At 36.7% G+C, this 23,595-nt stretch carries 34 protein-coding genes; all 34 read left to right on the forward strand.

The features are described from left to right. Window positions 1-224: 224 nt before the first annotated feature. Window positions 225-1,682, forward strand: a complete 1,458-nt coding sequence (terL, locus tag AMET_RS09650; protein ID WP_011971551.1) for a phage terminase large subunit — start codon at window positions 225-227, stop codon at window positions 1,680-1,682. A 17-nt stretch (window positions 1,683-1,699) separates the two neighbouring features. After that, window positions 1,700-3,049: a DUF1073 domain-containing protein gene (locus AMET_RS09655; protein ID WP_011971552.1), complete on the forward strand. Its 1,350-nt coding sequence runs from the start codon at window positions 1,700-1,702 to the stop codon at window positions 3,047-3,049. Continuing rightward, window positions 3,042-3,824, forward strand: coding sequence for a phage head morphogenesis protein (locus AMET_RS09660; RefSeq protein WP_011971553.1), 783 nt, complete (start codon window positions 3,042-3,044; stop codon window positions 3,822-3,824). The genes AMET_RS09655 and AMET_RS09660 overlap by 8 nt, the downstream gene beginning before the upstream one ends. A 13-nt stretch (window positions 3,825-3,837) precedes the next feature. Beyond that, on the forward strand, window positions 3,838-4,941 hold the full coding sequence (locus tag AMET_RS09665; protein WP_011971554.1) for a DUF2213 domain-containing protein: 1,104 nt from the start codon (window positions 3,838-3,840) through the stop codon (window positions 4,939-4,941). 15 nt (window positions 4,942-4,956) lie between these two features. Beyond that, window positions 4,957-5,457 (forward strand): structural cement protein Gp24, encoded by a 501-nt coding sequence (locus AMET_RS24290; protein WP_011971555.1) that lies wholly within the window; start codon window positions 4,957-4,959, stop codon window positions 5,455-5,457. A 22-nt stretch (window positions 5,458-5,479) separates the two neighbouring features. Continuing rightward, on the forward strand, window positions 5,480-6,394 hold the full coding sequence (locus tag AMET_RS09675; RefSeq protein ID WP_011971556.1) for a DUF2184 domain-containing protein: 915 nt from the start codon (window positions 5,480-5,482) through the stop codon (window positions 6,392-6,394). Between the two features lie 15 nt (window positions 6,395-6,409). Continuing rightward, window positions 6,410-6,742, forward strand: coding sequence for a hypothetical protein (locus tag AMET_RS09680; RefSeq protein WP_011971557.1), 333 nt, complete (start codon window positions 6,410-6,412; stop codon window positions 6,740-6,742). A gap of 2 nt (window positions 6,743-6,744) precedes the next feature. Beyond that, window positions 6,745-7,077, forward strand: a complete 333-nt coding sequence (locus AMET_RS09685; protein ID WP_011971558.1) for a DUF4054 domain-containing protein — start codon at window positions 6,745-6,747, stop codon at window positions 7,075-7,077. A gap of 6 nt (window positions 7,078-7,083) precedes the next feature. Further along, window positions 7,084-7,692, forward strand: a complete 609-nt coding sequence (locus AMET_RS09690; protein ID WP_041720250.1) for a hypothetical protein — start codon at window positions 7,084-7,086, stop codon at window positions 7,690-7,692. Beyond that, entirely contained in the window at window positions 7,689-8,051 is a 363-nt protein-coding gene (locus AMET_RS09695) for a hypothetical protein (RefSeq protein WP_011971560.1), read from the forward strand. Before AMET_RS09690 ends, AMET_RS09695 begins: the two co-directional genes overlap by 4 nt. Continuing rightward, the gene (locus AMET_RS09700; RefSeq protein ID WP_011971561.1) at window positions 8,048-8,554 is read left to right on the forward strand and encodes a phage neck terminator protein; all 507 of its coding nucleotides are present in this window, start codon (window positions 8,048-8,050) and stop codon (window positions 8,552-8,554) included. The genes AMET_RS09695 and AMET_RS09700 overlap by 4 nt, the downstream gene beginning before the upstream one ends. Before the next feature lie 11 nt (window positions 8,555-8,565). After that, on the forward strand, window positions 8,566-9,570 hold the full coding sequence (locus AMET_RS09705; protein ID WP_011971562.1) for a DUF3383 family protein: 1,005 nt from the start codon (window positions 8,566-8,568) through the stop codon (window positions 9,568-9,570). A gap of 11 nt (window positions 9,571-9,581) precedes the next feature. After that, window positions 9,582-9,986: a phage structural protein gene (locus AMET_RS09710; protein WP_011971563.1), complete on the forward strand. Its 405-nt coding sequence runs from the start codon at window positions 9,582-9,584 to the stop codon at window positions 9,984-9,986. A gap of 55 nt (window positions 9,987-10,041) precedes the next feature. Continuing rightward, window positions 10,042-10,296, forward strand: coding sequence for a hypothetical protein (locus AMET_RS09715; protein ID WP_011971564.1), 255 nt, complete (start codon window positions 10,042-10,044; stop codon window positions 10,294-10,296). A gap of 60 nt (window positions 10,297-10,356) precedes the next feature. Further along, complete coding sequence (locus tag AMET_RS09720) at window positions 10,357-10,680, forward strand: hypothetical protein (protein ID WP_011971565.1); 324 nt, start codon at window positions 10,357-10,359, stop codon at window positions 10,678-10,680. Beyond that, the gene (locus AMET_RS26895) at window positions 10,664-10,792 is read left to right on the forward strand and encodes a hypothetical protein (RefSeq protein WP_278184226.1); all 129 of its coding nucleotides are present in this window, start codon (window positions 10,664-10,666) and stop codon (window positions 10,790-10,792) included. The genes AMET_RS09720 and AMET_RS26895 overlap by 17 nt, the downstream gene beginning before the upstream one ends. Then, window positions 10,789-12,546 carry a phage tail tape measure protein gene (locus tag AMET_RS09725; RefSeq protein WP_011971566.1) on the forward strand — a complete coding sequence of 586 codons (1,758 nt, stop codon included), beginning with the start codon at window positions 10,789-10,791 and terminating at the stop codon, window positions 12,544-12,546. The genes AMET_RS26895 and AMET_RS09725 overlap by 4 nt, the downstream gene beginning before the upstream one ends. Window positions 12,547-12,558: 12 nt before the next feature. After that, window positions 12,559-13,149, forward strand: coding sequence for a phage baseplate protein (locus AMET_RS09730; protein WP_011971567.1), 591 nt, complete (start codon window positions 12,559-12,561; stop codon window positions 13,147-13,149). Then, complete coding sequence (locus tag AMET_RS09735; protein ID WP_011971568.1) at window positions 13,146-13,475, forward strand: phage baseplate plug family protein; 330 nt, start codon at window positions 13,146-13,148, stop codon at window positions 13,473-13,475. The genes AMET_RS09730 and AMET_RS09735 overlap by 4 nt, the downstream gene beginning before the upstream one ends. Next, window positions 13,462-14,238 (forward strand): phage protein, encoded by a 777-nt coding sequence (locus tag AMET_RS09740; RefSeq protein WP_011971569.1) that lies wholly within the window; start codon window positions 13,462-13,464, stop codon window positions 14,236-14,238. The genes AMET_RS09735 and AMET_RS09740 overlap by 14 nt, the downstream gene beginning before the upstream one ends. Further along, window positions 14,235-14,531, forward strand: a complete 297-nt coding sequence (locus tag AMET_RS09745) for a hypothetical protein (RefSeq protein ID WP_011971570.1) — start codon at window positions 14,235-14,237, stop codon at window positions 14,529-14,531. The genes AMET_RS09740 and AMET_RS09745 overlap by 4 nt, the downstream gene beginning before the upstream one ends. Beyond that, a complete protein-coding gene (locus AMET_RS09750) occupies window positions 14,528-14,893 on the forward strand; it encodes a DUF2634 domain-containing protein (protein WP_157047130.1) in 366 nt (121 codons plus the stop codon). Before AMET_RS09745 ends, AMET_RS09750 begins: the two co-directional genes overlap by 4 nt. Next, window positions 14,886-16,073 (forward strand): baseplate J/gp47 family protein, encoded by a 1,188-nt coding sequence (locus AMET_RS09755; RefSeq protein ID WP_011971572.1) that lies wholly within the window; start codon window positions 14,886-14,888, stop codon window positions 16,071-16,073. The genes AMET_RS09750 and AMET_RS09755 overlap by 8 nt, the downstream gene beginning before the upstream one ends. Then, entirely contained in the window at window positions 16,066-16,695 is a 630-nt protein-coding gene (locus AMET_RS09760; protein ID WP_011971573.1) for a hypothetical protein, read from the forward strand. Before AMET_RS09755 ends, AMET_RS09760 begins: the two co-directional genes overlap by 8 nt. A gap of 10 nt (window positions 16,696-16,705) precedes the next feature. Continuing rightward, on the forward strand, window positions 16,706-17,275 hold the full coding sequence (locus AMET_RS09765) for a hypothetical protein (RefSeq protein WP_011971574.1): 570 nt from the start codon (window positions 16,706-16,708) through the stop codon (window positions 17,273-17,275). 1 nt (window position 17,276) lies between these two features. Continuing rightward, the gene (locus AMET_RS09770; protein ID WP_011971575.1) at window positions 17,277-17,525 is read left to right on the forward strand and encodes a hypothetical protein; all 249 of its coding nucleotides are present in this window, start codon (window positions 17,277-17,279) and stop codon (window positions 17,523-17,525) included. After that, a complete protein-coding gene (locus AMET_RS25025) occupies window positions 17,518-17,652 on the forward strand; it encodes an XkdX family protein (protein ID WP_011971576.1) in 135 nt (44 codons plus the stop codon). The genes AMET_RS09770 and AMET_RS25025 overlap by 8 nt, the downstream gene beginning before the upstream one ends. 449 nt (window positions 17,653-18,101) lie before the next feature. Then, window positions 18,102-18,653: a tyrosine-type recombinase/integrase gene (locus AMET_RS27055; protein ID WP_330368636.1), complete on the forward strand. Its 552-nt coding sequence runs from the start codon at window positions 18,102-18,104 to the stop codon at window positions 18,651-18,653. Between the two features lie 46 nt (window positions 18,654-18,699). After that, entirely contained in the window at window positions 18,700-19,101 is a 402-nt protein-coding gene (locus tag AMET_RS27060; RefSeq protein ID WP_330368757.1) for a tyrosine-type recombinase/integrase, read from the forward strand. A gap of 176 nt (window positions 19,102-19,277) precedes the next feature. Next, entirely contained in the window at window positions 19,278-19,883 is a 606-nt protein-coding gene (locus AMET_RS09780) for a GDSL-type esterase/lipase family protein (protein WP_012063122.1), read from the forward strand. Between the two features lie 13 nt (window positions 19,884-19,896). Continuing rightward, the gene (locus tag AMET_RS09785; protein ID WP_012063123.1) at window positions 19,897-21,303 is read left to right on the forward strand and encodes an MBOAT family O-acyltransferase; all 1,407 of its coding nucleotides are present in this window, start codon (window positions 19,897-19,899) and stop codon (window positions 21,301-21,303) included. Window positions 21,304-21,317: 14 nt separating this feature from the next. After that, window positions 21,318-21,596, forward strand: coding sequence for a DHHW family protein (locus tag AMET_RS09790; protein ID WP_012063124.1), 279 nt, complete (start codon window positions 21,318-21,320; stop codon window positions 21,594-21,596). Window positions 21,597-21,739: 143 nt separating this feature from the next. Next, complete coding sequence (locus AMET_RS09795; protein WP_012063125.1) at window positions 21,740-22,408, forward strand: N-acetylmuramoyl-L-alanine amidase family protein; 669 nt, start codon at window positions 21,740-21,742, stop codon at window positions 22,406-22,408. Window positions 22,409-22,783: 375 nt separating this feature from the next. Further along, window positions 22,784-23,341 (forward strand): NADPH-dependent FMN reductase, encoded by a 558-nt coding sequence (locus AMET_RS09800; RefSeq protein WP_012063126.1) that lies wholly within the window; start codon window positions 22,784-22,786, stop codon window positions 23,339-23,341. Window positions 23,342-23,595: the final 254 nt, after the last annotated feature.

The following is a 23,595-nucleotide window of genomic DNA, read 5'->3' on the forward strand; positions in this document are numbered from 1 at the left end:
TTCGAGAACATAGGACGGCTCAAAATTGGTAACAAGCTTATCTATAAAGGCTGGTTATCAAATGGCGAAGCATGTCCTTTTTAAATTTCAGCAAAAAATGCCTTAAAATCGATTCTAAGGAACTTAGCAGATTAAACAGACCTATCGTACCTCGTGAGGGGAGTAACTTTAAAATAACGCGAAGTAACGGGGAAGTAACGCGATATATAACGGGAGACTAGAATATGAATATCATTCACGAGTTGGTCCAAGGAAAACAGAATAGTGAAAGATCTAAAATTATAGCTGTAGGGCGACGTGATTTTAGAGAGTATTGCAACCGAATGAATCCTGAATTTTTTAGAGAGTCTAGGACGTTTCAGGATAAGGTATGCAAAACCATACAAGCTATTTATGAAAAAAAGCTCATAAATCCTAAGACCAACAAACCTTATAGCATACTTGTAATTAACCTCCCTCCTGGACACGGGAAAAGTTACACTGCTGGAATGTTTTCTACTTGGGCATTTGGAGACAGTGTCAGTAATCAGATTATATCGGTTTCGTATAATCAAACCCTCTCAATTAGATTTGCCAAGATGGTTAGAGAGCATATACAGGACCAAGAAATCGAAGGTGATGACAACTATTATGTAGTTAATAGTTTCTTTCCATCTGTGAAAATCAAAGACGGTGATGGAGCTATGAACCTTTGGAGTTTAGAAGGAGCATATATGAGTTACCTGGCTACATCCTTTGATGGATCAATTACCGGTATGCGTGGAAACATCGGAATCATTGATGATCCTATAAAAAATAAGTCGGAAGCTGTTAATGAAAGGGTCAAAGAAGCGCACTGGGATTGGTATAAAAACACATTCTTATCCAGGATGGTAGAAGGTGCCATACAAATCATCATCCAAACTAGATGGGCTACAGATGACTTAGCAGGAAGGGTGATAGCAAACTTCCCTGAAAAGACATATGTACTAGAGATGCCTGTACTAAATGAAAAAGATGAACCTTTATGTGATGAGATACTATCCTATGATGCCATCATGGACAAAAAAGGCGGTATCGATGAAGACATCTTTGAAGCAAATTATCTACAAAGGCCTATTGATAAAAAAGGCAGCTTGTACAAAGAGTTCAAAACCTATGATGTTGTGGATGACGAAGCATTTGAAGACATTATTGCGTATATTGATACCGCCGATGAAGGGCGCGACTATCTTTGTATGCCTATCGGTGGCGTAATTGGAAGACTTGGTTATGTGAAAGATATTTATTATACCGATGAAGCAATGGAAGTAACGGAGGAAGAAGTGGCAAGAAGACTTCATATTTATGGCGTTAAAAACGCCATATTTGAGTCCAATAATGGTGGCCGTGGCTTCGCCAGAAAAGTTGAAGATATTCTCAGGAAAAAGTATAAAAACAAGAAATGTAACATCAAATGGTTCTTTCAGAGCAAGAACAAGAAAACTCGAATACTGGTCAATAGTTCTAATGTTATAGAGCAAGTTATCATGCCAGAAGATTGGGCTAAAAAGTACAATGAGTACTATTTAGCTATGGCCAAGTATCAAAGAAAAGGCAAAAACGAGCATGATGATGGTCCAGACGCGATAACTGGATTTGTAGAAGTGATCAATGGCGAAGTCAAGGTAAAGGCAAATAGCATAGCTGATGGATACCGTTAAAAGTGGGAGGTGATTACTTGGGAAAAAGACAAGAGACAAAACAAAAGAAAAGTAATAGCGTAAGCAGCGGATACAAAAAAGACTTTTTCGAGTCATCAACCAGTAGTAAGGGAACAGCCAAAGACCCACTGAGCAGACAAAAGGGCATTACAAGGCACAGAATGAGTCAGTGGATGATATCCGACATCTATGCTGTAAACGGTATATTTCAAAATATAGTGAACATCCCAGCCGAGGATGCAACTAGAGAATGGATTTCTATTGCTGGCGTGGAAGATGCACTGGCACAACAGATCATGAATAAACTCTCCAACCTAGGTGCGCAATACAACTTCCAAGAGGCTCTAAAATTTGAAAGACTTAGGGGTGATGGTCTTATATCTATAGGTGCAAAGCAAACAGGGTTATTCAAGATTTCTGATCCAATAGAGATATCAAAGCTAACTGATATTGACTATATCCACGCTTTTAGTGGAGTCAAGTTAATAGACTATATAGAAAATGAAGATGTGTTCTCACCTGAATATGGAAGTACAGAACTTTTTGAAATTCAAGGAGCTGGAGATACAAAGCTAGTTCACAATGATAGAATTATTCATTTTGCAACAAGAAAAATTGAAGATGAAAAACGTGGCATACCTTTGATTGAAATTCTCTATGATTTGCTATTGATATTTGACAATGCAACATGGTCAACAGGTCAATTGATGTACTCGATGGTGCATAAAAGATTGAAAACCGATGGCGTAGATATGTCAGACAAGGAACTGAGACAGAACATACAAAATGAATTAGACTTTGAATTCAATACGTTAAGTCTTGCTGTGATAGGTAAAGAAGATGACCTAGATTATATATCCCCCTCGGTAAGCTTACCCCTGAAAGATATGTACGATTTTCTCTGGGAAATGTTATCTGCTGTGAGTCGAATGCCAAAATCACACATCATGGGTCAACCCCAAGGAACTGTGACAGGTGGGCAGTTTGATAGTCTGAATTACTATATGAGAATAGCAGGAATGCAAGAAGCACATGTAAGAGAGCCTTTGGAATACTTAATAGACCTATCACTTTTAGCGAGTAAAAGTGGAGTTGGGACAAAGTCGATTGAACCCGATAACGTGAAGTACAAAATGAAATTCAATCCCCTGTGGAAGTTAGACGCTGAGACTGATGCAAAGATTAGAAAGATGAATGCTGAGATAGATAACATTTATCTTACTCATAATGTTAGATCACCGGACGAAACCAGGAAAGAGCGCTTTAACGAAACCTCAATGATTGAAAAACTAGATATGAGTGAGGAAGAGCTACTTAAAATTGCAAGAGAAGTAAAAAAAGCAAAAGAGGCGATGGACCATGGCTAAAACACCTAAGTCTAGATTCCCTTCTGGTGCTGCATGGGATTATTTCAAGGAAGTCAGAGGGTTATTAATTAGTAGTCATGCTAATGTTATAGAGACCTTCGAAAAGAAGATATCTCATAATATAAGAAATGATGGTCTTAATGAACGTAATGATAACGCTATTCTGAAAATCAACCTGCTATTAGATACCTTGAGAACAGAAACACTAGAATACTATTTTGATGAAAATAAAATAGTAAAAATTGCAGATGCATTTACGAAGTCCGTTGGAAACAACATTGTTCAGCAATTTGCAAATCAATTTAGGTCAGTTTTAGGGGTAGATCCAATTGGTAGAGATAGTAAACTTTTAGATATTATCACAGCAGCCAACAAAGAAAATATTGCCTATATAAAATCTATACCTGAAAACTATCATAATAACGTTGAAACAGTCATACTTCAAGGTGTCCGTAGGGGTAGGTCGAACAAACAAATTGCCGATGGGCTCCAGGAGGCATATAAAACAAGCAGGACTAAAGCCAAGTTCATCGCACGAGATCAAACAGGTAGTCTAGTTGCAGATATTAATAAAGCAAAGTATGAGCAAAGTGGACTGAAAGGCTTTATTTGGAGTGATGTAGGTGATGGGAATGTAAGAGATAAGCACAAAATATTTAATGGTAAAAGGTTTTTGTGGTCAGAAGGAGCTGGTACAGAAGGCCTGCTTCCAGGTGAAGATTATGGATGCAGATGCACAGCTGAAGTAGATCCCGATGAATTACTTAATATATAAGGGGGGTGAAAAATTGTTAAAGCAAAGATATGACAGAGTTGAAGTCAATATGATGCAAGAAGATGGGAGAGGATTTTTAAACTATAGTCTTGCAGCAGTGAAGCCAGGAGTATACCCCTATATGGATTATGAATCTGGTCAAGTGATTTATGAACTTAAACATCCAGACGATTTGATTAAAGTAGTTGAACAACTAAACAACCTACCTATTACAGATGGACATCCTTATGAGTTGATATCTGCACATAATTCAAAAGAATTAGTTGCTGGTTGGACACATGAAAAGGCAGAGATGCAAGATGTGACTATGGTAAATAAAGCAACTGTGTTTGATGCTAAACTAATCGCCGATATTGTCACAGGTTTGAAAAAAGAATGTTCGCTAGGATTTGAGTGTAGAGTCATCGATGAAAGCGGCGTGTATGAAGGTCAAAAGTATGACAGAAGACAAACAGATTTTAAATTCAATCACTTGGCCATGGTCAAGAAAGGTCGTTGTGGTCCTGAGTGTTCAGCTAGAACTGATGAAAAAGAGAGCTTTGCAGTTCAGATCAGAACTGATGAAATTGAAAATTATAAAGAAAAGGAAGGGATGAAGGAAATGAAAATTAGACTTGACGGAGTGGAGTACGAAGTACCGGAAGTGGTAGCAACAAGAGTAACTGCATTGGAAACAAAGAGTGATGAGTTGACTAAGCAAGTAGGACAACTCGAAGGCAAGCTAGATGGAAAAGAGGACGAAATTAAGAAGCTTCAAGAGAAGAAAGATGAACTAGAAAAAAATCAATTATCAGAAATAAAGTTGGATCAAGCAATTGAAGCCAGATTGAAAGTAGTACAAGATGCGGCCATTATTTTAGATCCAGATTACGACTTTAAGGGCAAGAAGCCTAGAGAAATTAAAGTAGATTGCATCAAGGTTCTAGGCGATGAAAGCTTCACCGGAGAAGGGAAAAGTGAAGAGTACATTGATGCGCGATTTGATACAATTGTTGATTTTTACAAAAATACAGAACACTCTAGCACAGGCGCCAACAACTTAAAAATTAAGAATGATGCAGGTGCAGGGGATCTAGTAACAAGCATGAAAAGCAAAAGACTTCAAATGAAAAAATAGTGAGGAGGAAAAATAATGACTGTACAAAAATATCAACCAGCTGCTACAGGAGCAGGAAGAATCGCAGAAGCTAGTATGTCAGCAACAGCAAGAAGTATGGCAGCAGAAGGAAGTCCAATTAAGTATGGCAAAGCTGTTAAATTAGGAACAGATAAAGAGATTCAGGTGAAAGCCTGGGATGGTGCAGCGTCTACAGATATATTTGCAGGGATTGCTCTAAATAGCGTTACAGGTGATTTGGACAACGATCAATATTTACAAGGTAACCCTGTTTCTGTACTAAAAAAAGGTACTGTATGGGTTAAAGTATCTGCTGATTCTGCTGGTGTAACAGCTGGACAAAAGGCTGCTGTTTTAGAAGATGGAGATTTTACTGCTGCTCCCCTTAGTGTAGATACAAATGGTGTATATGGTGTCGAACTTGAAGGTAGTGAATACCTTACTAGTGCAGCTGCTGGTGAGTTAGTAATGTTAGCTATCAACCTACCAAGTACTACAAAAGTAGTCCAATTATAGAGAGAAGAATGGAGGAGAAAAGATGCGAGGAATGCATGTAAGACAAGATGGAATGTTGCTTAACCAAGATTTAGAAAGTATCGATAAAGTCGCTTATGAAGCAAAGGAAGAAGAATTAACGGCCAGAACCGTGGTTGGTTTAAAAACTGATGACCATGAAGGTGCTGAGACAATCAGTTATGACAAAATGACTAGAAGAGGGGCTGCAAAGATATTTGCCTATGGTGCATCGGATGATATTCCATTAGTGGATGCTGACGTTGAGCGACACACACAGAAAGTATATGGAGTAGTTGTAGGCTTCACGATTGGTATTCAAGAGAAAAGAGCTGCACAAATGGCAAATAGGACTATCGACATTACAAAGGCAATAGCGGCAAGAAGAGCTGTTGCAGAGAAGGAAAACCGCTTTTTCTATGTTGGATCAGAAGCGCATCAAGCTGAAGGACTATTGAACTTCACTGGCATCCAAACGATGCCTGTAGCCCTAAACGCTGGGGAAACATCTACAAAATGGAAAGATAAAACCAGTGAAGAGATTATTGAAGATATTCGTTTAGCTAGAAAGAAAGTTAATGCGCTTCCAGGACTAACAGTGGACACCTTATTATTGCCACCTAATCAGTATGAGGACTTAGATAAACCGGTGAACGCTGAAAACTACAACATGACAATTCGCAAATGGTTACAAGAACAAAAGTGGTTTACTAATATCATTAGAGTTGCAGACCTAGAAGGTGCAGGCGATTCTTCCACAGATTGTCTTGCTGTTTTCGATAGCAGCAAGGATGTCGTAGAAATGGCATTACCTCTTGATATCACAAGACACCCAGAAGTAATGTTAGCAAATATGTCATCTCAGATTAACCTTGAAGAGCGTACTGGTGGAGCTATTGTAAGATTCCCAATGGGGATTTGCAGAGCTGACGGAATATAAGGAGGGGGAACATTAATGGAAATTACAGTAATTAATAATAGTAAATTCATCAAGCATGTTGGAGAAGTGACATTAAATATTGGCGCCAACGAAGTAGAAAAAAAGGATTGGGATAAAGAGAGTAAACATCCTATCGTGAAAGATTGGCTAAAAGATAAAGTGGTTGAAGTGAAAGAAGGACTTATCGAAGACATTTCCGAGATCACTCCAGCTGGCAAGGCGATTGAGATTGTACAAACAACATTTTCGCAAGAAAAATTGCAAAAATGGTCTGAGCAAGAGGAAAGAAAGACTGTTTTAGAGGCTATTCAAAAACAGTTAAAAGAAGCCATCAAGAGTGGTGAGTAACAATGGAAACAACTGTAGAAAGGGTACGGGCAATAGCCTCTCATTTGGGAGGCTTGCCTGATTCTACTATTGAGATCTACATCGAAGATGCAAAGTTAGAAATGAACAGCATGGAATTCAAGGCATCCTTCAAAGAAAAAATCATGAGATATCTAACGGCGCATTATGCCACATTAGACAATCCAAAAATAAAATCAGAGAAGGTGGATGGCCTTGGGGCAATTGCTTTCTCTGATTCAACTTCTGGAAAAGAAGGTTTGAAATCTACTGAATATGGACAAGAGGTGCTAAGATTACTGAAAAAAAGCAATTTAAGCATGCTCGTTACTTCATAGGAGGGTATGTCATTGATAGTAAAAGATGAAAGTCGAGTACCTGAGCTATTAAGAGAATTAGATTATTTAGATTCACATGCTTTAAAAGCAGGAATTATGGGAGAAGAAGATTCTGAGCTGATAATGATTGCTGCAACCCATGAATTTGGAGCAACTATAAAGCCTAAAAATTCAAAGTATCTAGCTATACCTCTTCCTGCTGCTGGGGATACAAGACCAGCAGATCACGATGATCTATTTGTGCCCAGAGGAACAAAAATATTAGCTAAACCTAAAGGCCAGGGAGAAAAAGATTTTATCCCTATGTTTGTATTACTCAAGAGCGTTATGATTCCTGAAAGAAGTTATATACGCTCAACCTTCGATGAAAACAAGAACAAAATTAATGAAATGGGTCAAGATTTATTGATTAATGTTCTAGAGGGGAAACTCACAGGGGAACAGCTCTATAATAGACTGGGATTATATCTACAGACGTTAATTCAAAGAAAAATAAAAGAAACTAAAAGCCCAGCTAATAGTGCGTTAACAGTTGCCAACAAAGGGACAGATAATCCATTAATCCAAACTGGAAGGCTTCGAAATGCAGTCACTTATGAAGTGGTAAGCTTATGATGGATTTTACTAGAATAATTCAAAGATGGGAAAAACAAATTTCAGTTCAACAAAAGACAGGTCAATATATACGTGGCAAATGGACTGAAGGCATAAGCGAAGTAAGACATTTTAGAGGTACATTTTTACCTATGTCTGATAGGGAAATACGTTATAGCGAGGGTGGCAGTTATACTACACAGGATAAGAAGCTTTATGTAAAAGAAAAGCTGAAAGACATGCAAGGCAACGAGTTGTTACTTAAGAAAGGCGATATAATCATAGATTATGACGGTGAATATGAAATCGACAGAGAATTAGAGGCACCCGAGGTCGTGAATTATAAAAAGTATATGACTAAAAAGAAGGTGGTCAAATGAATGAGGAGACATTAGGAGATATTTTGGAGGAGTTAAAAGCATTCACAAATGTTACTAAAGCAATATTTGCGGATCAAAAAGGAGAAAAACCACAGTATCCATACATTACATTCAAAATCATCGCTGAGCCTGATGATCCTAGCGTGGGAATTTACAACTATGAAACAGTAGAAAGTGAAAATCCAAACTTTGATTCTGACATTGAAGTTCAGAAAATAGAAACTTCTGAGCCAAGCTTCTCTATAAATGTATTTGCTAAGACGGCGGAAGAAGCTAAAAGCGTTGCAATGAAAACTAAAGATTTTTTTAAGTTCCATGGGTGTGAATGGCTCAAACGAAAAAATATAGTCACAGTAAGCACATCTACTATAGAAAATAGAGATGCACTGATGATTATAGATTATGAAAGACGATATGGATTTGATGTAATTTTGAGATACACAAGAGAGTTAAAAAAGAAGATCGAAACAATTGAAACATATTCATTCAGTCGGATTGAATAGGAGGTAAGTAGATGAAGAAAGACTTTGTAGTTAATATAAGCAAGTTGACAGCTGCAATCAAACAAAGAGGCTTTGGATTAATTCTTGTTCTAGACACCTCGAAGGATCATCCATACACCCTGTATAATGACATACAAGGTGTGGCGGATGACTATGCTGTTACAGATGATGCCTACAAGATTGCAAGTAGGATATTTGGACAAAACCCAGCGCCTCAGCAAGTAGCTATATTTGGCAAAGAGTATGACAGTGAAATAGGTGAACCAGCTGATTTAGTCACAGCATTAAACGAGCTGGTAAATGTTAATAATGATTGGTTTGCATTAACCTGTACGGAGAATGCAAATGCCGAAGTTATTGCATTGAGTGGATGGATCGACACTCAAGAAAAAATGTATTTTACTACGACTCAGGACCTTAGTTTACCAGCACAAATCGAGTCTGAGCAAACAACAGTAATGTTCCATCACAGCCCTGAAGCTTATGTTGCAGAAGGTTTGGCAGCTTATATGCTTGTTAGAATGATAGGTGGAGTTACTGCAAAATTTAGAAGTATTTCAGGCGTATTGGCATCAGAAATAACGGCCACTGAATTAGCTCAATTGCACGATGACAACGGATTCTCCTACATTAGAAAAATGGGAGTGCTACAGACTACCGAAGGAAAAACAACATCAGGTGAGTACATTGATGTAGTCCTGGGCGCATTCTTCTTGCAATTTAAAATGGAAGAAGAAAGTGCTTTACTTGCTGTTAACACAGAAAAGATTGCTTATGATAATGTTGGCATTGCTTCATTGGTATCTGTAGCTGAAAAGGTATTAAAACTTGGAGTAACACAGGGTATCATTTTACGGGATGATGATGATAATGGAGTTTTTCAAATCAATTACGTTAAACGTGAAGACACTCCTACAAATGATATCGCAAATCGAGTTTATAATGGTGTATCTTGGAGTGCAGACCTTGCAGGGGCTATCCATGAGGGAACTATTAGCGGTGTATTAAAGTACTAGGAGGGATATAGATGGTAACAACTTATGATATGAATGGTGTTAATGTAATTGTTGGCGGTAGGTTCATCACGGGTTTTGCAGATGGTACTGCAATAACATCAGAGGCAAATGAAGATAAATTTTCTGTCCAAGTTGGGGTGAAGGGAGAAGTAACCTTCTCTGAAACAAACGATCCTACGGGTGCGATTGGAATTATTTTAAAGCAAACATCTCCATCAGTGCCATATCTCGATGGCTTGGCAAACAGAAAAGGTGAAAATGCTATTGTATCAGCTCAAATTGTAGACTTAACTGCAAATGGAGTGAATGCAGGTGGGAACCGATGTAGAGTGACAAGGACAAGCAAGAAAGAATTTTCTAATTCAGAGTCAAAACGAGAATATAGGATTTACGTAGCGGATTATTCTGCAAGATAGTGGTAAAATTCCCCTGACTTGTATATAATATAGGCAAAAGGTTAGGGGGGGTATTATGTTTAGGATAGTAAGTGCTTTTATTAGTTTTCCATGGATCGGATATTTACTTGGAGAAACAACAGGGGCTTTTATAGGATTGATACTAGCGGTTCTATATATTCCAATTGAAAAATTTCAGGGTAAGCCTAAAGAAAAAAAAGAAGTAAGTGCAGAAAAAGTAAAACTAACTGGATTTCCTAAATTCGCAAGAATACTTTTGATTGTTTCGTTCACATTTACTACATTAGTAATGTTACTGATTTATTTGTAAAAGTAATAAGAAAGCATCTGAGAAGGTGCTTTTTTAATATCCAAAAATAGGAGGGAAATTATGAAAAATAAAATTACAGTCGAGGGCGTTGAGTATATATTTCAAAAAGTTACACCAAGGGAATGGCTTAAAATTAGGGAAAGGTCAAAAAATAAATACGGAAATTCATCTCAAGAGCTCCTTTACACCGAAGTATTTGAACATGTAATTATAAGTCCTAAAGTGGGAATAGATGATTTCGAAGAAATTGAAACGTTAGAAGAGGTCATAACAGCAGCCATAAACTTTCAATGCAAGCGACAAAGAAAAGAAGAACAAAAACTATCACGACATGGCCAGAAAGAATTGGCTAATATGGAGACTGGTGATGGAGGGCAAGATTAGCTATACGGAAGCTTGTAGTATGAGTGAGGATGACTTAGAAGAAGCTAATGCAGCCCTCGACATATACATTGACCTTATTATAGAGCAACGTAATGAAGGGGGGAAGAAATGAGTCTCAGGAGTTTAATTTTTGATGTTGCATTCAACGGGAATGCGAGCGCTGTTGTACAGATGGATGATGCTACCAATGAGTTAAGAGAAACTGCCATGGGAGCAACCGAAAACATCGAAGGCATGGATTCAGCAACTGATGAACTAGGAAGAACTACAATGGGTGCAGGGAAGGTAATAGAAGAGAATTGGAAGAAGATTACTTTGGCAGCAGGAGCTACAGGATTAGCTATTGAAAAAATGGCCAGACAACAAGCTGAATTGACTACTGCTACTAGAGGATTAGCTGTCACAACAGATATGACAGAAAAGGAAATAAGAACAATGGTTGGTTCACTAACTGATCATACTTTTGCAACTGAGGATGCTCTAGCTGGAATGGACAGGCTTCAACAGTCTGGTTATAACACGCAAAGCCAATTCGAAAGTTTATTGCCTGTGTTTGATACATTTGCAGACGCGACGGGAAAGGATATGGTTTCTGGTATAGACTTCTTTGATCGTACGCTGTCAGCTTTGGATATACCACTGACTGAAGCAGAAGAACATCTTGATACAATGACTTGGCTTATTACTCAAACTACCGTAGGGATGGGCGAGATGGGACAATTAATGAGAAGGGAAGCTCCGACGTTAAGAGCCATGGGATTAAATGTAGATGAAATAGCAATTGCTATGGCAGGATTAGAGGCAGAAGGCATCAGGGGTCCTAGAGCGGTATCTGGATTTCAAAATGCTTTAAAAGATGCCGAAGGCGATATAGAGAGGTTTTGGAAAGAACTAGGCGTGTCACAAGAAGTATTAGAGAATCAAAGTGAAAGACTGTTAGAGGCTGAGGGATTGACGCAAGCTTTAGCAGACGCCAATAACTCTGGTGATACAGCTATGCAAAAATTAACCAGTGCAGCAGAACAATTGGCCTATCAATACGGACCATTGATTGAGCTATCAAGTAGTTTGGTACCCTTATTGCTAGCAGCGGGACCAGCAGCAAAAATAGCTAGTGCAGCATTTGCGGTTTTAGCGACTCCGGTAGGAGCTGTAGGCGGCGCAGTAGCAGTTTTGGGCGTTGGTGTATGGCAACTATGGAGGAACTGGGATGCAGTTACTGAAAGGTCTGGCGATGCCATGGATTGGTTATTAGATAAATCGGATAATGTAGTGAATGGTACAATTGATAAATTTGCTGAACTTGGAAGTAGAGCGAGCGCCTATGTAAATGATATGGCAAGCGACATCATAGATTCTATAATGAGCTATCCACCATTACAAGCTGTAAATGAGGTATGGGATGAGACCCTAGCATATTTGAATGGGATTGATCTTCGTGAAGTAGGATCTGACATTGTACAGGGCTTAATCAATGGTATAACAAGTATGGGTTCGGATGCAGCACAAGCAGCCAGGGATGTAGCGAGTGGTATAGGCAATTCAGTAAAGAGCTTCTTCGGTATTAATTCAGACTCAAAGCTCATGATCGAATATGGAGGGAATATAGTAGGGGGATTAGAAACAGGAATCGATTCCTCTATTCCAAACACAACAAAGTCTATGGAACGCATGACAGACAGAGCATTGAGTGGAGCAGTAACAAACAACTCTAAAATGACATTTAGCCCTAATGTCAAGATAGAAGTGGGAAATGGTACAAATGCTAGGCAAGCAGCAAATGAATTAGAAAGAGAATTTAATTCTCTTATGGATAGATATGCTAAGAAATTAAGCCTGAGGAATCCTGCATTAACAGAGGCATAGCGAGGTGAAAAGATGGCTAGAGTAAAGCTTGGCGAAGTAGAATTTTCAACGGTAGGAAATGAAAGTCCTGAATTCAGTAATGAAATCACAGATAGACCTGTAGAGGATATTGGCACTGTATCTGATCATATCAATAATAAGCCTACAATTCTGGCCATAGATGGGTATGTTACTGGAATACATGCAGGACAAAAAATAAGCGTATTGAGAAGATATTTTAAGACCAAAGAATTATTAAAGTATGTAGGTAGAAATATTTTTGACAACATGTCTATTGAAATATTTAGAACGGATCACAATAATAGGGTCGCTAATGGGTTTAGCTTTACCATGCTATTAAAGGAGATAAAGGTTGCAAAGAGTCAAACGATACAGATACCATTAGCTGATCCTGTAAGTCCTAAACCTCCTGCTGTAGCAGTTGCAGCGGTCAAAACACAGACTAAAGAAGTAACTAACAAAGGGACACAGTCGGTCAGAGGACAATCCGCGGACACACAAAGATACCAAGCTCTGTATGATAAATATGAAGCAGAAAAAAGAAGTGTCGAAGCAGCGGCAAAAATACAAGCTAGCTTTGATAGGGGGTTTAGGTCATTATGATAGATTACATTTCAATAGAAAAAAACTTAATCCCTTATCAATTTGATATCCAGCTAGGTGGGATTACCTTCACGTCAGAAATTAATTACAATGGAGAGTATGATTATTTTACTATCGACCTTTATAAAGGAGAAGAAGTTGTTTTATTGGGAGAAAAGATAGTATATGGAAAACCTTTGTTTACAACATTTCTGCATCTACCCATACCGCCTGTACTGATAGTGCCTCTTGATTTAGCAGATGAAGAGACTAGGGTGACTTACGAGAACCTTAACGTAAAAGTATTTCTATACATTATAGGAGATGAACCTGATGCTATTCAATAGAAAAGTTGAATTGATAATAGGAAATAAATCATATTTGAGCGATAACATTGATATTGATTTCAGTGTGCCATTTGACAGTGATCCAGAACCAAATATATGTGATGTGTCAATATACAATTTGAGTATGGATAGCATTAATAGAATCGGAAAGAGTACTGAAGTAATACTGAATGCAGGGTATGGAGAGGATATAGGGGCTATATTAGTAGGAACAGTTGCTGATTATGAGCAGAGAAATATTGGTACTGACTTAGAATTCAAAATGATGATTGCACCAGGCATTGATAGGTGGATGAGTAAAACTTTTAGCAAGTCCTACAAAGAGGGAATGAAAGCATCCACAATATTAAGGGATGCTTTAAGTAGTTTTGGTCTTGAAATTGGTGAACTGAGACTTGCAAATGATATTACTTACAGTAAAGGCAAGGTAGTAAGTGGAATGCTAAAGAACACAATTAAAAATATTGCCACTGAAGCTGGGAGTAAGCTTTACATTAAAAATAACATTGCATTCGTTAGGCCTCCCAATGCTGGGACTGCCACAGGCTTCTTGCTAAGTAGCAAGACTGGTATGGTTGGTTCTCCTGAGCCTATCATTATCGATGATAAAAAAGGATACAAAGTGAATATGCTATTGAATAATAAAATGAATACAGATAGTTTGGTCCAGATTGAATCTAGAATTGTGACAGGCAACTTTAGAGTAGTGAAAGGCCAGCATCTTGGGGATTTTATTACAGAGGTGGAGGTGTTGCCGATATGATAGATAAAGTGATACAAGATATTTTAGAAGAAAGATTAGCAGACCTACACACTTTTATGTTATGCCGAGTGGTATCTATTACACCGCAATTAACGATAAGACCTATTCCAAAGCGCAAATATAAAAATGGGAGAACGGAAGCTTACCCTATTATTATAAATCCCCTGAAGTTGAAGAATATACCACTAGAGAAGGATGATGTTGTGGCTGTGGCCTTTAGCGAAAGAGCTTTAGACGGAGTCGGAAGTAGGAAACACGATTTAACTGATGCAGTGATACTAGGGGTGATATGATGAAAACCTTTAAAATAGTTGATGACGATATTGTTTTTGATGGACAGAACAACATTGTAATGGTAGAAGGCAAAGATGAAGAAATTCAAAGTATAAATAGGGTTTTCACAACCAGGCTTAATGAATTTTTTTTAGAACCAGAGCATGGCTTTGACTATTCTGTTTTGCAGACAAAGCAAGTGGATGAAGAACAAATAAGGTTAGCGGTTATTGAAGCAGCTAATCAAGACCCAAGAGTCCAGGAGGTAGAAGAGTTAAACATTATAGTTGAAAGAAAAAGCAGAAAGGTCACGATTGACTTTAAAGTTAAAATGCAATCAGGGGAACTCTTAGAAGGTCAGGAGGTGTTAGATATTGCCTAGTTTTGGATTAGGGGCTAAAGGATTTAAAAGAAAGAAATACAATGACATAATTGAAAGCATGAACACTAGAGCAAGAAACCTGTTCGGTGAAGATGTAAATGTTAGTCCCAGAAGTCCATTGGGGCTATTTTTTCGAGTAATTTCATGGAGTGTAGCTATATTATGGCAACTTGCTGAGAAGGTTTACTTTAGTGGTTATGTGGATACAGCAGAAGGGAATCAACTTGATTATGTAGGAAAGTATATTGGCATTGAGAGGAGATTGGCCCAACTGTCGGAAGGTGAACTTACGATTACCGGTGACGCAAGTACTATTGTGCCCCAGGGCTTTGTTGTGGAAACTAATGATGGTATACAGTTTCAAACTATAGAGGAAGCAACAATCGATGGAGCTGGTGAAGTAACAGTGCCTATACAAGCAATTGTAGCAGGTATAGAAAGCAATGTACCAGCTAATACGATTACAGAGATTACAAACCCTACAGAAGGCATCGATGAAGTAACTAATACTGCTCCTACAACAAATGGTAGAAACCCAGAATTAGATCAAGAGTTTAAGGAAAGATATGCTATATCTGTTAGTCGTGGTGGTGCCAGTACATTAGATAGTATTAGAGCTAGTTTACTTGAATTAGATGGAGTCAGAGCATCTCTAGTGGTAGAGAACAACACAATGATTACTGATGCTGATGATAGACCTCCTAAGAGTATAGAGTGCTATGTTTTGGGTGGTAATAGTGAAGATGTAGGTAAATCTATATTAGATACTAAAGCAGCTGGTATAGAAAGCTTTGGTGAAGAAACAGTAACCGTAAATGATGATTCAGGAAATCCACATGATATTAAATTTACTTATGCGGATGTAGTAGATATTTACAGTAACATTAGCATTACTAAAAATGATAAATATCCCACCAATGGGGACGATCTTGTTAGAACTGAATTGATAAAATTCATCGGCGGACTTGATGAAGATTCTAATGTTTACACAGGCTTGGGTATGGGTCAAGATGTTGTCTATACTAGGCTAATTAAAGTTATCTATCGTATAGATGGCATTGATGATGTAGACCTGGAAATAGGGGTAGATGGTATAAACTATAGTGTCAATAATATTGTCATAGCACAGGCAGAAGTAGCTGAAATTGATTACACCAAGGTGGTGGTTACTAGTGCTTAATTTGTTGCAAAGATTAACTGATAACTATAGAAAAGACTCTAGTATCAATATAGGGAAACTTTTAAATGTAGTAGTCGGAGAACTTGAAGAAGTAAAGGATAGTTTAGAAACTACTGAAAAATATCGAGATATAGATCAAGCCATAGGTGCTACTTTAGATAAAATTGGCGTGAACGTGCAACAGTTTAGAGGTGTAGCTCCTGATGAAGTTTATCGAATACTTCTAAAATCAAAGATAGCAAGAAACTTATCTAAAGGTGATATCAACACTATAATAAGAGTCTTAGCTATTACCTTAAACACTGAGCAGAAAAATATCTATATACAAGAGTTGTATCGCACTTTAGATAATGAACCTGCCGCTATATTTGTTAGTGTTCCTGCTGCATTATTAAATTCGGTTGGATTTAGTGTTAATCAGTTTGGACGATTGGTTAATAGAATTGTAGCGGCAGGAGTAAGGGCAAATGTATTATTTACAGGTACTTTTGCCTTTTCTAGCCTTGAAAACGAAAGTGAGTTTGATATTGATGTAGGATTTGCAGATACAGATCAAACATCGGGAGGTATGCTGGGAGAATATTATGATCCTGTAGATGATACAAACTTACCATTAGATTAGGAGGGATACAATGTTTAATGAACAATTACCTGAATGGTTAAACGAGGGCACAGAACCACCAGCACAAAAGAAAAGTGATGGATGGTTGCCAACAGAAAAACCTCCTGCTGGATGGTTTAACTGGTTGTTTAACAAAATATATAAATGCATAAAAGAAATCAGGCAAAAAGTAATGAATTTAGATGAGGACTTAGGTTCGCATGTGGCAGAAAGTGTGTCGGAAGTTATAGATTTTCAAAGAGATGCGAGTATCCTAGGAACACAGCATATTGCTACACCAAGAAAGCCAAAGGGAATTACGCTTTATGCAAACATTACAGGCCAAGCGACTATAAGTATAGGTTTTTTTGGGCAAATAGGAGCACAAAAGTCCTTTTATTCAGGTTCGGGTAGTGGAATATGGCGACCTTACACGGGCTCCGCTATACTTATATCACAGGGAGATACTACAAATAGGCTCAGTGGTAACATTCGCAACGTGGAAAATGATGGGTTTGATATACTATGGAGTCAAGTTTCTGGGGCTAATACGGGTACTATTACAATAACTGCTATGGTTGTTTATCATGGGGAGGGATAAAATGAAATATTGCGTAATTAAAAACACTACAAAGGTAATAGATGGTTCTAGTAATTCCTCTGAAATAATGCTACAAAACGCACTAAATGCAGGACTTACAGAAGAAGAAATTGAGATATTAACAGAAGAAGAATATCAAGCAAGAAAGGATTTAGAACCGATAGCACCGAAAGAACCGACACTTGAAGAAAAGAATAGAGCTGATATTGATTATATAGCCATAATGACAGGGGTTGATATTGATGTTTAATAGAGTAAAAGAGTATTACGAAACAGGACTATGGAGTATTGACAGAGTTTTTAATGTAGTAGGTAAGGCAATTTCAGAAGAAGAATATCAAGAAATAACGGGATTTTTATATCCTGCTAAGTCATAATTAGGAGGTCGTTGTTATTATAAAGCGAATTATTTTTAAAAGACAATTAAAATTTTGGAGACATCAAAAAGAAGGCATAGAACACCTCTTAGAGTATTGCAATATTGATGAATCAAAAGTTATTACGCTTAAAATTAAACATGAATTTTATTGTAAAGCTGTAGATGTATTTAAGTATTTAACAACACAATAGGAACTTTAGACGTCATAAAAGGTTCAAATATCAATAAAAAAAGTTGGAAAATAATTGTAAACAGAACATATGTTTGGTATAATATAGATAGGAACAAAAAAGAGAAAAGAGCCCCCACTCGCAAAGTAAAAGGCTCTTTTCAAATCCAATCTCACGTAGGAGATCTTGCCTATAGTATATCACCATATGTAATTTTTGACAAGAATTGTATTTAGGATTTATATCTCCTGTGTGAGAAACACAGGAGGAGATTAGATTGAGAAAAGAAGAAGCTGTTGTTAGGATCGTAGGAAGACTAGACCTAGAATTTAATGGAATGCTAGATCAGCAAAAGGCTCGACAGATCATCCAAGAAGTGCTCTATGATTATGATGTAAATCCTGCCCAGAGGTCATTAGTTGTCCAAGATGACATGAACGACAAAATTCTACTATATCTAGCTTCTAAGAAAATTGACGGACTAGCAATGAGGACGCTTGAAGGTTATAGTAGAAATCTGAATAGGTTTGCCTATTATATGCGCAAAAACGTTGAGGATGTCACGACAATGGACATCAGGATGTATTTAGCAAGCTACGCTAAAACAGGTGTAAAAAATGGCACGATAGGGACCGAAACAGATATCTTAAGAGGATTTTTTAGATGGCTTGAAGATGAAGAATACATAAATAAAAGTCCACTTAGAAAAATCAAATCCCTTAAGCCAGAAAAAAGAATCAGGAAGGCACTCACAAATGAAGAAATGGAAATACTAAGAGACGGTTGCAAGACTTATAGACAAAAGGCTTTGTTAGAATTTTTTTTATAGTACTGGGTGCAGACTGGAGGAAGTAGAAAATGTTAAAAAGTACGATATAGACTGGCAAAGATTACAGTTAAAGGTTATCGGTAAGGGAAACAAAGAAAGAACGGTTTATATCAATGCTAAGGCAAAAGTACATATCCAGAAGTATCTCATGGCAAGATTAGATGAGGAAGAAGCTCTGTTTGTAACTGAAAGAAATCCAGTAAAAAAACTAGGACGAAGGAGCATAGAACGGGAATTTGACAAGATAGAAAAAACATCGGGAATCAAGAAAAGTATCTATCCTCATTTGATTAGGCACACTATGGCCACTCATTTACTTAATAGCGGGGCTGACTTAGGAACCGTACAGGCAATCCTCGGACACGAAGATGCTTCGATAACTCAAATATATGCTCAGATATCGAACACAAACGTAGAGCACGAATACAGAAAGCACATGATCCAATAGACTAGAAAAATTACATAAAAACATATAAAATAGAACTGTGGATAGGTTAATAAAATAACCCATATATCCACAGTTTTTTTTGAAAGTTATCTTGCGAATTTTTGCAAAAAAGTTTGCGAAACTACATTTTGCTATTGTAATATATGTATATCAAATAAAGAAAAGAGGTATTGTATATGAAAAAATTAATGATTAGTTTTGTGATTGGTATTCTACTGGTTAGTGTAACTGCCTGCGGGAATAAGACCTTAGAAAAGGATATTGAAGTTGTATTTGAAAAAAGTGTATTTATGGGTGATTCCATTACCGAAGGATTTGTTTTCAATGAAATACTACCGAGAGAATCTGTAATAGCTGGGGCAGGAACTACAGCTGGTTTTATTTATGATGATATTGATGAATTGGTGGAAAAGAAACCAGATAATGTTTTTATCATGTTGGGATCAATTGATATTTTAATGCCGGTGGATGATCCTAAAGAACTATTCAGAAATGATTTAACGATATTGATTAACAAGATAAAAGAAGAGCTACCTGATAGTAAAATATTTCTTCAATCCATAACACCTGCAACCCAGGAGGCATTAGAGAAAGAACCCCGGTATGAAAGAATAGAGGAATATAATGAGATTGTAAAAGTGGTAGTGGACGAATTGTCAGTCAACTATGTAGACATAAGGGAATTGGTACACGAAAACCCAGATTTATATGCTGAAGATGGTATTCATTTTAAAAAAGAATTTTATCAGCTGTGGCTAGAGAAGCTTTCTAAATTAATGTAACGGAGGAGGTCATATGGTTTTCAGTAGTCTATTGTTTACATTTGCTTTTTTACCAGTCACAGTAGTTTTATATTATTCCTTAGGAAAGAATTTCAAGAATATTGTCTTGCTTACTGCAAGTTTGTTCTTCTATGCATGGGGAGAACCTGTTTATGTTGTATTGATGTGCAGCTCAATATTGATGAATTACTGTATAGGCAGGCTCATAGGAGAAGGTGATGTCAGTAGGCAAAAAAAGAAGCTTTATTTAATAATAAGCTTGGTGTTAAATTTGGGCTGTCTTGCTTATTTTAAATACTTTGGCATGATTATAAGTACAATATCATCTATTGGTGGTTGGAATTTAAATGTATCAACACCAGCACTTCCCATAGGAATTTCCTTCTACACCTTTCAGATACTATCTTATGTAATTGATGTATACAGGGAAAAAATAAAGCCACAGAAAAGCCTGATTCTTTGTGCTGTTTATATAACTATGTTTCCGCAATTAGTAGCAGGGCCTATTGTGAACTATGTAGACATTGAATCACAGTTAACTGACAGGCGTATGACATTTAACAAATTTTACTCTGGGATGCAGCGTTTCCTGTGTGGTTTAGCAAAAAAAGTACTTCTTGCTAATAATATAGGCCTCCTATGGTCTGAAGTAAAAGCCATGCCCAGTATAGAAATTTCTGTGTTCATGGCATGGGCCGGGATCATTGCCTTTACATTGCAGATTTATTTTGATTTTAGCGGGTATTCAGATATGGCTATCGGATTGGGAAAAATGTTTGGATTCCGTTTCAAGGAAAACTTTCAGTATCCATATATTTCACAAAGTATCACAGAATTTTGGCGGAGGTGGCATATCTCTCTGGGATCATGGTTTAGAGAATATGTATATATTCCTCTTGACGGGAGCCGTGTTGGTAAGAAGAAAATGATACGGAATTTATTCATCGTATGGTTCATTACAGGGCTTTGGCATGGTGCAAGCTGGAATTTTGTTTTATGGGGGCTTTATTTTGGAACTTTATTATTAATAGAAAAATTGTTTTTACAAAAAAGCATGACAGGATGGCCAAAGGCTGTCCGTCATGTATATTTATTGCTGTTTGTTGTTATAGGCTGGGTGTTTTTTGAATTTACCAACTTGAATGATGTGTTGAATTTTCTACGGCTCATGTTTGGAATAGGTGGCAATGAGTTTATCGATAATCAAGGAATTGTGAAGCTAAAGGCTTATGCTTTTCTTTATATTGTTTGTATCATTGCCACTACACCTTGGCCGAAGAAACTGGTATTATTATTTGAAAAAACCCACAGTAGTTTTTACAGAGTAGCAGTAAACCTGTACTATTGTGGATTAATATTGATGTCAACGGCCTATATGGTTGGCTCAACCTTCAACCCATTTATATATTTTAGATTTTAACTTGGAGGATTGATATGCGAATAAACAACAAAAAAAACTGTATTTTTATACAGAATATGGTGTGCATGCTTCCGTTTTTATTTATACTTGCTATGTTTATATTACATCTGGTCTTACCAGATAAAACCTTTTCCATAGAGGAAGGACGCTATTTAGCGCAATGGCCTGATTTTAATATTGAAAATGTATTAAATGGCAGTTATGTGACTAGAGTTGAATCCTATTTTTTAGATCAGTTTCCTTTTCGAAACTTTTGGGTTGAGATTTATGAAGGCTTCAATAAAATTTTATGAAATTATTGTAAATAGAGCATATATAAATCCGTAATAGCTGTAGCCGGAGTCAGCGTGCACTTAAGATAACATTTATGATTAGTTAAATAGAAACTGATAATGTTTTATTATGTTAGGATGAACTATAACAAGGAGGTAAAAGTATGAACAAAAGAGTGAAAAAAAGATTAAGATTTATTGGAATTATCATTTTACTGATATTAACAGTTTTAATATGGAATAATATTAAACAAGCTTATAGTAATAATGCTTATGGTACAACAAAAGAGAAATTTATAGTAGTAATCGATCCAGGACATGGTGGAAAAGATGTGGGGGCAATAGGAGCAAGTGGTTTATATGAAAAGGACTTCAATTTGAGTTTGTCAAAGAAAGTAAATGCAATCTTGGAAAAAGAAGAAAGTATAGGGGTTTATATGACCAGAGAAGATGATATTTTTATTTCCACTTTAGATAACTATAGGACGAAATTTGCAAATGAATTGGATGCAGATTTATATATATCAATTCATGGAAACACATATGATTCTTCAGATATATCTGGTACAGAATCATATTACTATCATGAAAAGTTTAAATCCTTTGCAGAAGTGATGCATAAAAATGTAGTTAGTTCAACGGGTTTTAAGGATCGAGGGGTTAAGAGGGAAGAGCTATTTGCAGTGAGGGATCCAAATATGCCATCGGTTTTATTGGAGATCGGATATCTAACCAATCCTCAAGAAGAACAGCTAATGTTTAATGATGAGTTACAGAATTTAATTGCAGAATCTATAAGTGATGGAGTTAAAGAATATTTAGAAATAGAGTGATATATTTGGAAATAAATAGATAAATATTTTAGAAACAGATATAGATAGATTAAAGAATTGAATTAGCCAAAGGGGACTGGCTTAAAATATTCACTAGTAGCCTTCTACACCTATGAGTGCTATGTGTTGCAGGGATAATGCTCTGAGATTCTTCGATATAATTTGTGAAAAGATGCTTTCTGCATAGGGTATATTATAAGGTATTCATAGAAAAAGCAAGATTGCCTTTCCAGAATGTAAAAACGTCCCTGTGATTTGTGGCATTCCTGTGGTATTTTGTGGCAGGTTATGTTTATAAATATATGATCAGGGTATAAATTTATTATTAGATCAATATAAAATTAAAATATATTATATAAAAATGGAGGTTTTACAATGACAAAAATAGGAATAATATTAGGTAGCACTAGACCAGGTAGAAATGGAGAGGCAGTTGCAAAATGGGTATTAGAACAATCTAAAAAGCGTACTGATGCAGAATTTGAAATCGTAGATATTGCAGATTATAATTTACCTTTATTGGATGAAGCATATCCAGCAATGATGCAACAATACTCAAAGGATCACACAAAAAAATGGTCTGAAAAAATAAAGGAATTTGATGGATATATAGTAGTAACACCAGAATATAATCATAGTACTTCTGGAGCACTTAAGAATGCTATCGATTACTTGAATGTAGAATGGGGTGACAAAGCTGCAGGTTTTGTAAGTTATGGTTCTGCAGGTGGATCTCGCGCAGTTGAACATTTAAGACAAATATTTGCAGAATTAAAAGTAGCTACAGTGCGTGCACAGATTATGTTCTCTCTTTTCACTGATTTTGTAAATATGAGTGAATTTACTCCAGATGCACGCCACGAAAATTCTGCTCAAGATTTGTTTGATCAATTAATATCATGGAGTAAAGCCTTAAAAACAACTCGTCAATAAGAAGCCAAGAAAGCCAAGAATCAAAAAGATAAGATTTATCCTTTGAAGGTACAGTGAATATATAATTTATAGGTCGAAGAATCTTTACAAACACATAAAAAAGATAAATGAGTTAGAATATTGTAGACACAGATCCTTGCCCACCGGCAACTTTCTGTGTCTTTATTTGATTTTCACCCCATCTTGGCACTAAAGTATTCAAAGGGATTAATCAATAAAGAAGGAGTGTTCTAAGACACACCTTCTACCTAATT

The sequence above is a fragment of the Alkaliphilus metalliredigens QYMF genome, assembly GCF_000016985.1.
In the GTDB taxonomy this organism is placed as follows: domain Bacteria; phylum Bacillota; class Clostridia; order Peptostreptococcales; family Natronincolaceae; genus Alkaliphilus_A; species Alkaliphilus_A metalliredigens.

What these genes read in the sequence shown, in the direction of transcription:
- terL (WP_011971551.1), top strand. Translation starts at nt 225, where the DNA reads ATGAATATCATTCACGAGTTGGTCCAAGGAAAACAGAATAGTGAAAGA.
- AMET_RS09660 (WP_011971553.1), top strand. Translation starts at nt 3,042, where the DNA reads ATGGCTAAAACACCTAAGTCTAGATTCCCTTCTGGTGCTGCATGGGAT.
- AMET_RS24290 (WP_011971555.1), top strand. Translation starts at nt 4,957, where the DNA reads ATGACTGTACAAAAATATCAACCAGCTGCTACAGGAGCAGGAAGAATC.
- AMET_RS09675 (WP_011971556.1), top strand. Translation starts at nt 5,480, where the DNA reads ATGCGAGGAATGCATGTAAGACAAGATGGAATGTTGCTTAACCAAGAT.
- AMET_RS09680 (WP_011971557.1), top strand. Translation starts at nt 6,410, where the DNA reads ATGGAAATTACAGTAATTAATAATAGTAAATTCATCAAGCATGTTGGA.
- AMET_RS09685 (WP_011971558.1), top strand. Translation starts at nt 6,745, where the DNA reads ATGGAAACAACTGTAGAAAGGGTACGGGCAATAGCCTCTCATTTGGGA.
- AMET_RS09690 (WP_041720250.1), top strand. Translation starts at nt 7,084, where the DNA reads ATGTCATTGATAGTAAAAGATGAAAGTCGAGTACCTGAGCTATTAAGA.
- AMET_RS09695 (WP_011971560.1), top strand. Translation starts at nt 7,689, where the DNA reads ATGATGGATTTTACTAGAATAATTCAAAGATGGGAAAAACAAATTTCA.
- AMET_RS09700 (WP_011971561.1), top strand. Translation starts at nt 8,048, where the DNA reads ATGAATGAGGAGACATTAGGAGATATTTTGGAGGAGTTAAAAGCATTC.
- AMET_RS09705 (WP_011971562.1), top strand. Translation starts at nt 8,566, where the DNA reads ATGAAGAAAGACTTTGTAGTTAATATAAGCAAGTTGACAGCTGCAATC.
- AMET_RS09710 (WP_011971563.1), top strand. Translation starts at nt 9,582, where the DNA reads ATGGTAACAACTTATGATATGAATGGTGTTAATGTAATTGTTGGCGGT.
- AMET_RS09715 (WP_011971564.1), top strand. Translation starts at nt 10,042, where the DNA reads ATGTTTAGGATAGTAAGTGCTTTTATTAGTTTTCCATGGATCGGATAT.
- AMET_RS09720 (WP_011971565.1), top strand. Translation starts at nt 10,357, where the DNA reads ATGAAAAATAAAATTACAGTCGAGGGCGTTGAGTATATATTTCAAAAA.
- AMET_RS26895 (WP_278184226.1), top strand. Translation starts at nt 10,664, where the DNA reads ATGGAGGGCAAGATTAGCTATACGGAAGCTTGTAGTATGAGTGAGGAT.
- AMET_RS09725 (WP_011971566.1), top strand. Translation starts at nt 10,789, where the DNA reads ATGAGTCTCAGGAGTTTAATTTTTGATGTTGCATTCAACGGGAATGCG.
- AMET_RS09730 (WP_011971567.1), top strand. Translation starts at nt 12,559, where the DNA reads ATGGCTAGAGTAAAGCTTGGCGAAGTAGAATTTTCAACGGTAGGAAAT.
- AMET_RS09735 (WP_011971568.1), top strand. Translation starts at nt 13,146, where the DNA reads ATGATAGATTACATTTCAATAGAAAAAAACTTAATCCCTTATCAATTT.
- AMET_RS09740 (WP_011971569.1), top strand. Translation starts at nt 13,462, where the DNA reads ATGCTATTCAATAGAAAAGTTGAATTGATAATAGGAAATAAATCATAT.
- AMET_RS09745 (WP_011971570.1), top strand. Translation starts at nt 14,235, where the DNA reads ATGATAGATAAAGTGATACAAGATATTTTAGAAGAAAGATTAGCAGAC.
- AMET_RS09750 (WP_157047130.1), top strand. Translation starts at nt 14,528, where the DNA reads ATGATGAAAACCTTTAAAATAGTTGATGACGATATTGTTTTTGATGGA.
- AMET_RS09765 (WP_011971574.1), top strand. Translation starts at nt 16,706, where the DNA reads ATGTTTAATGAACAATTACCTGAATGGTTAAACGAGGGCACAGAACCA.
- AMET_RS09770 (WP_011971575.1), top strand. Translation starts at nt 17,277, where the DNA reads ATGAAATATTGCGTAATTAAAAACACTACAAAGGTAATAGATGGTTCT.
- AMET_RS25025 (WP_011971576.1), top strand. Translation starts at nt 17,518, where the DNA reads ATGTTTAATAGAGTAAAAGAGTATTACGAAACAGGACTATGGAGTATT.
- AMET_RS09780 (WP_012063122.1), top strand. Translation starts at nt 19,278, where the DNA reads ATGAAAAAATTAATGATTAGTTTTGTGATTGGTATTCTACTGGTTAGT.
- AMET_RS09785 (WP_012063123.1), top strand. Translation starts at nt 19,897, where the DNA reads ATGGTTTTCAGTAGTCTATTGTTTACATTTGCTTTTTTACCAGTCACA.
- AMET_RS09790 (WP_012063124.1), top strand. Translation starts at nt 21,318, where the DNA reads ATGCGAATAAACAACAAAAAAAACTGTATTTTTATACAGAATATGGTG.
- AMET_RS09795 (WP_012063125.1), top strand. Translation starts at nt 21,740, where the DNA reads ATGAACAAAAGAGTGAAAAAAAGATTAAGATTTATTGGAATTATCATT.
- AMET_RS09800 (WP_012063126.1), top strand. Translation starts at nt 22,784, where the DNA reads ATGACAAAAATAGGAATAATATTAGGTAGCACTAGACCAGGTAGAAAT.